The sequence below is a fragment of the Methylophaga sp. UBA4204 genome, from assembly GCF_002379485.1.
Classification (GTDB): domain Bacteria; phylum Pseudomonadota; class Gammaproteobacteria; order Nitrosococcales; family Methylophagaceae; genus Methylophaga.
Map to the genome: position 1 here is coordinate 1 of NZ_DFTU01000105.1, position 5,628 is coordinate 5,628.

The following is a 5,628-nucleotide window of genomic DNA, read 5'->3' on the forward strand; positions in this document are numbered from 1 at the left end:
AATGGTTTCAAACATTTTGGTCAGTTCAACTGCCAGACAGGCTTTTCGATCGCCACCAAAGACTGTCAACATATCCTGCAAACTGGCTACCATGCGTTTAGGGCTTTCATAAAAAATCAGCGTACGGGGCTCATTTGCCAGACTTTTTAGGGCCTGGAGGCGTGCGGTCGATTTTGGTGGTAAAAAGCCTTCAAAGGCAAAGCGTTCTGCAGATAATCCTGAAGCGGATAACGCAGCGATAACGGCACACGCGCCCGGAATAGGAATTACTTTAATTCCCTGTTCACGCGCCATATTGACCAATCTATAACCAGGATCACTGATTAAGGGTGTGCCGGCATCCGAAATCAGAGCAATTGATTCACCTGCGGCAATGCGTGATAACAATAATTCACTGCGTTGCTGTTCATTGTGTTCATGCAATGAAATAGTGGAGGTTTCAATTCCATGATGCTGCAACAGATATTTGCTATGGCGGGTATCTTCAGCGGCAATCACATCTACTGAGGACAGAACTTCAATAGCGCGCGCTGAAATATCCGCCAGATTTCCAATTGGGGTGGCAACGATATAAAGTGCGGCTGTTGTATCTTTCACGGTAACTATCCTGAAAAAAAATATTGATTCTGGTCGTAATATACGCGAACAGGTAAGATGATGCCTTCTCCGAACTAAATTTGATGTAGCTTATGACGCAACGATTTTCCGCCCTGTTTATGTTGTTGGTATTACTGGCTTTAACCGCCTGCCAACCGATATCAATGGATACCAAACCATCAGCCCCAGAGATGACGTCGTTAATTTCTGAAGCAGAAAAACAGGGGGATTATGCGGTTGCTGCAGAAGATTATCTTGCCCAAGCAGCGGAATCTGAAGGTGCACTCAAATCGGCATTTCAATATCGCGCGGCAATGATGCAGTATGAGTTAGGTGAACTGGCTGAAGCAGATGCACTGCTCGCTGAAACCAACCTCGAACAACTTTCCTCACGTGAACAACTCACAGCCAATATGCTGCGCGCAGATATCGCCTTATTGAATCTGGATGGTCAGCAAGCACTAACCCATTTGGACAAGATTGATTTTGACAGTGCCAATGAAGCACAACAAAAACGCATTCTGGAACTGAGAATCACCGCTTACGATTTGACTGAAAACATGCTGGAAAAGGCTCTGGCTCATATCAAGTTAGATCCAATGCTGCCTGAGAGCGAACGGGAAAATAACCATCTCGCGTTGTGGCAGACATTACTGAAAATGACTCCACAGGCATTGGATTTATACAATCCTGGCCAACCACCCGCTGAAGATAGTGGTTGGTTTGCTCTGGCGTATGCCTTTAAGGCTTATGAAAATAATCCCGAAGCCATGGAAGTTGCGATTGAAGACTGGCAATACAGTTATCCAAATCACCCGGCTGATATTGAACAATTAAAAAAATCTATCAAAACGCCTCTTCGCCTTCCTCAACAACTGGATTTGATTGGTATCCTGTTACCTGATTCCGGCCCGGCGGCAAACGCTGCTCAAGCTATTCGTCAGGGCATCATTGCTGCCCATTTCAACGCTCGTTCCAATGTACGTTTGCAATTTTACGATGTTCAAACCGATAACAATGCTAATTCCAATAACGTGATATCACAATACGATAAAGCCGTTGCTGATGGTGCAAATATCGTTATTGGGCCGCTGGATAAAACCTCCGTTGAGTTGCTTGCGGCACATGACACATTAACGATTCCTGTGCTGGCTCTTAACCGAATCAATGAAGATATTGAGCAGAATAATTTTTTCCAGTTTGCTCTGGCGCCTGAAGATGATGCACGAAACCAGGCGGAATATGCCAATAAAATGGGATATAAACGGGCAATTGTCTTAAGTCCCCGCAGTGATTGGGGGGACAGGGTTGCTGAAGCATTTACCAATGAATGGCGCGATTCAGGCGGGCAACTTGTCACTCGTGCTAAATATGATGAAGCAGAAAATGACTATTCTCATATTCTGACACCAATATTGGGAGTAGACAGCAGTGTTCAGCGTTACCAAAACCTGCGTCGCACACTGGGGAAATCCCTGGAATTCGAACCAAGAAGACGTCAGGATGTAGATTTTCTGTTTATGGTGGGCAGGCCTTTAAAAGCACGCCAGCTATTAACCCAGTTACGTTTTCACCGCTCAGGTAAATTGCCAATTCTCGCTACATCCCATGCCTATGGTGGTGAGGCTAATGCACAACAGGATATTGATCTGAATGGGTTAATTTTTACCGATATTCCCTGGATGTTTACCGAGCAATCACAACAGGATCCTGCCTATACTGCTGTGCGTCGACAGGCCTCTGGTGATGTCGGCAGCTTTATCCGTTTAGCAGCATTGGGGGTTGATGCCTATCGCATGATTCCTTTCCTGACAGCGATGAGTGGTTCAGAAGATGAAAAATATAATGGAGCCACAGGGATACTGACTATTAATGAACAGGGTCAGATTGAACGTACTATGTCCTTTGCCACCATACGTAATGGATTGATTGAACCATTAAACATTGAATAAAGCCTATGGCAGAACATCTCCAGTCTGGTAAGCAGGCAGAACAATTAGCCTGTAACTACCTGGAAAAGCAGGGTTTAAAGCTTGTGCAGCGAAATTTTTATTGTCGTCGGGGTGAGATTGATTTGATCATGCAGGATGGACAAACCTTAGTCTTTATTGAGGTGCGTTATCGTCGTAATGGTTATCATGGAAGCGCTCTGGAAAGTATTACAAGCCGTAAACAATCACGTATCATCACCACAGCCCAACATTATCTGATGCAATCGGGATGGGCACACAACTGTCGATTTGATGCCATCGCCATCACCGCAAATCAACCCGATCAAATATTATGGATTCGCGATGCTTTTCAACTAAACTAACAGCATTTTTCAGCACCCACCCAACGAGGAAAATATTCATGTACCAATTCAGACTGGTTTTCTTACTGATACCCATTTTATTGTTGCAAGCCTGTGCAGCAGCAGTTGTGGGCGGTGCAGCTACCACGGCTGCGGTTGCCTATGACCGTCGGACAGCAGGCGCCATCCTTGACGACCAAAGCATCGAAATCAAAGCCAAATATGCCATTTTCCAGGATAAAGATCTCTATAACCAGAGCAATATTAATGTGACCAGTTATAACGGCTTCGTATTGCTCTCCGGCGAAACACCTACTGAATCACTTAAACAAAAAGCTACTACTTTGGTTAAAGATATTCCTAAAGTACGCAAAGTCTACAATGAGCTGGCGATTTCAGGCCCTAGCGCTTTAACTTCCCGTAGCAGCGACAGCTGGATCACCACCAAGTTAAAAACAAAAATGACCCAGGACGAAAATGTTGACCCTTTTTATGTGAAAGTAGTGACAGAAAGAGGCATCGTTTATCTTATGGGTAAACTCACCAAGGCTGAGGCAGATCAGGCTGTAGCCGTTGCTCGCTCTACCAAGGGTGTATTACGCGTAGTAAAAATATTCGAATATATAGATTGATTAATCTGTGTCATCAAAGCCCCTCTCCGAGGGGCTTTTTTTTAAAACGGTTTCACTACGGCCAGGATCATTACAGCAATTAAAATCAGTACAGGCATTTCGTTAAACCAGCGATAAAACACGTGACTGTGTTGATTTTTATCCGCGGCAAACTGTTTAAGCATTCGTCCACACATACCATGATATGCAAACAGTAATACCACCAGCGTCAGTTTGGCATGCAACCAGTGCATGGATTTTAATTGCTCCAGCGTGTAATAACTCATCAGCCAGATCCCCAGAACCAAAGCAACAATGGCACTTGGTGTCATGATGCCCCGGTAGAGTTTGCGCTCCATAATTTTAAAACGATCCCTGCCTTCCTGGTCTTCACACATGGCGTGGTACACATACAGCCTTGGTAAATAAAACAATGCGGCAAACCAGGTGACAACCGCCATTAAATGGAACGCTTTTACCCATAACATCTGCTATGACTCCTTATCAAAAAGAATGATAGTATCAGTCATATTAAACTGGAGATCACCGATGTCGGATGAACGAAGATATTTTAGTCGAATCCCTTTTACGGCGAATGCTCATATTTTAACGACTGAGGGTGATATGTATCTGAATTGTCGGGTCATTGATGTGTCACTTAATGGGCTGTTGATTGGCCGGCCAGAAAACTGGGCAGGCAAACTGACAGATCATTTTACCGTTGATTTGTTGCTCGACGAGGCACAGGTGGTGATTAAAATGCAGGCAGAAATGGCGCATATGGATGCCAACAGCATCGGTTTTCATTGCAAACTAATCGACCTTGACAGCATTACCCACCTGAAAAAACTGGTGGAATTAAATCTCGCTGACGAAGGCTTACTGCATCGCGAACTCTCGGCCTTAGTGGATATGCCCGAAAACTGAAGCCGTAATTACAACCAGCCATCTTTCAGTGCGTCAATGGCCTGTTGCAAATGATGTACAGCAATAACTTTAAGCCCTGGAATTGCTTTTCTTGGCGCATTGGCTGCAGGAACAAGTGCCACTTTAAAGCCATGTTTTCCTGCATCACGGATCCGTTCTTCCCCGGCCTGAACTGGCCGAATTTCTCCGGTTAGCCCCACTTCACCAAACACCACCCAGTCCTGCGGTATGGCTTTATTTCGTAAACTGGAAATCACCGCTGTCAGCACTGCCAGATCGGCACCGGTTTCGCTTAATTTCACGCCACCCACAACATTGATAAATACATCCTGATCATGGCAGGTAATACCACCATGTCTGTGTAGAATTGCCAATAACATGGCCAGACGATTTTGTTCCAGGCCGACTGAAACACGTCGTGGATTGCCCAACGGACTTTCATCAACCAGAGCCTGGACTTCAACCAGCATTGGCCGGCTGCCTTCTCGAATCACTGTAATCATACTGCCAGGAACGGCTTTTTCGCCTCGCGACAGAAATATCGCTGAAGGATTACTGACTTCTTTCAGGCCCAGCTCGGTCATGGCAAATACGCCGAGTTCATTGACCGCGCCAAAGCGGTTTTTGACAGCACGTAAAATACGGAACCGTGTCGAACTGTCACCTTCAAAATACAATACGGTATCAACCATATGCTCCAAAACCCTTGGCCCGGCTAAAGCTCCTTGCTTGGTAACATGTCCCACCAGAATCATCGTGATGCCACTGGATTTGGCAAACCTTACCAACTGGGCTGCACTTTCACGCACCTGTGCCACTGTTCCGGGCGCCGATTGCAACAATTCGGTAAATACCGTTTGAATCGAATCAATAACCATCACCTGCGGTTGACGCTGATGAGCAATAGCCATCATTTGTTCGGCATGAGTCTCTGCCAGTAAATCAACCGGGGTTTCCTGCAACTGTAAGCGTTCAGCACGCAAACGAATTTGCTGTAACGATTCTTCCCCACTGATATAAAGCGGATTAATACCACTAAGCTCGGCCATACTAGCCATAGCTTGCAGTAATAGAGTTGACTTACCAATCCCGGGATCGCCACCAATAAGCACGACAGAACCGGTTACCAGCCCTCCACCCAGAACCCGATCCAATTCCGGCAGTCCGGTAGACCAACGCACTGCCTGTTCAGAAGTAATG

The 5,628-nt window shown here is 45.7% G+C and carries 7 protein-coding genes; 4 read left to right on the top strand and 3 right to left on the bottom strand.

Annotated elements, in window-relative coordinates; all coding sequences use genetic code 11:
- A partial coding sequence (rsmI, locus tag B3182_RS15320; protein ID WP_292753424.1) for a 16S rRNA (cytidine(1402)-2'-O)-methyltransferase occupies nucleotides 1-597 on the bottom strand: 597 nt, incomplete at its 3' end.
- Between the two features lie 92 nt (nucleotides 598-689).
- Here rsmI and B3182_RS15325 point away from each other — a divergent pair.
- From B3182_RS15325 to B3182_RS15335, 3 genes are read left to right on the top strand one after another with little or no spacing between them, the layout of a single operon-like run.
- Nucleotides 690-2,549, top strand: coding sequence for a penicillin-binding protein activator (locus B3182_RS15325; protein WP_292357821.1), 1,860 nt, complete (start codon nucleotides 690-692; stop codon nucleotides 2,547-2,549).
- 5 nt (nucleotides 2,550-2,554) lie between these two features.
- On the top strand, nucleotides 2,555-2,911 hold the full coding sequence (locus B3182_RS15330) for a YraN family protein (RefSeq protein ID WP_292357820.1): 357 nt from the start codon (nucleotides 2,555-2,557) through the stop codon (nucleotides 2,909-2,911).
- A 38-nt stretch (nucleotides 2,912-2,949) separates the two neighbouring features.
- On the top strand, nucleotides 2,950-3,522 hold the full coding sequence (locus B3182_RS15335; RefSeq protein ID WP_292357818.1) for a BON domain-containing protein: 573 nt from the start codon (nucleotides 2,950-2,952) through the stop codon (nucleotides 3,520-3,522).
- 41 nt (nucleotides 3,523-3,563) lie between these two features.
- Here the strand turns inward: B3182_RS15335 and hemJ are convergent, their stop codons facing one another.
- Entirely contained in the window at nucleotides 3,564-3,989 is a 426-nt protein-coding gene (gene hemJ / locus B3182_RS15340) for a protoporphyrinogen oxidase HemJ (RefSeq protein WP_292357816.1), read from the bottom strand.
- Nucleotides 3,990-4,050: 61 nt separating this feature from the next.
- Between hemJ and B3182_RS15345 the strand changes: the two genes are divergently transcribed.
- On the top strand, nucleotides 4,051-4,428 hold the full coding sequence (locus B3182_RS15345; protein ID WP_292357815.1) for a PilZ domain-containing protein: 378 nt from the start codon (nucleotides 4,051-4,053) through the stop codon (nucleotides 4,426-4,428).
- A gap of 8 nt (nucleotides 4,429-4,436) precedes the next feature.
- Here B3182_RS15345 and radA read toward each other — a convergent pair.
- The coding region (gene radA, locus B3182_RS15350) for a DNA repair protein RadA (RefSeq protein WP_292753427.1) at nucleotides 4,437-5,628 on the bottom strand (1,192 nt) is incomplete at its 5' end.

Bases quoted from the DNA above. Each gene is read 5' to 3' on its own strand.
- hemJ (WP_292357816.1), bottom strand. From the start codon at position 3,989: ATGTTATGGGTAAAAGCGTTCCATTTAATGGCGGTTGTCACCTGGTTT.
- B3182_RS15345 (WP_292357815.1), top strand. From the start codon at position 4,051: ATGTCGGATGAACGAAGATATTTTAGTCGAATCCCTTTTACGGCGAAT.
- B3182_RS15330 (WP_292357820.1), top strand. From the start codon at position 2,555: ATGGCAGAACATCTCCAGTCTGGTAAGCAGGCAGAACAATTAGCCTGT.
- B3182_RS15325 (WP_292357821.1), top strand. From the start codon at position 690: ATGACGCAACGATTTTCCGCCCTGTTTATGTTGTTGGTATTACTGGCT.
- B3182_RS15335 (WP_292357818.1), top strand. From the start codon at position 2,950: ATGTACCAATTCAGACTGGTTTTCTTACTGATACCCATTTTATTGTTG.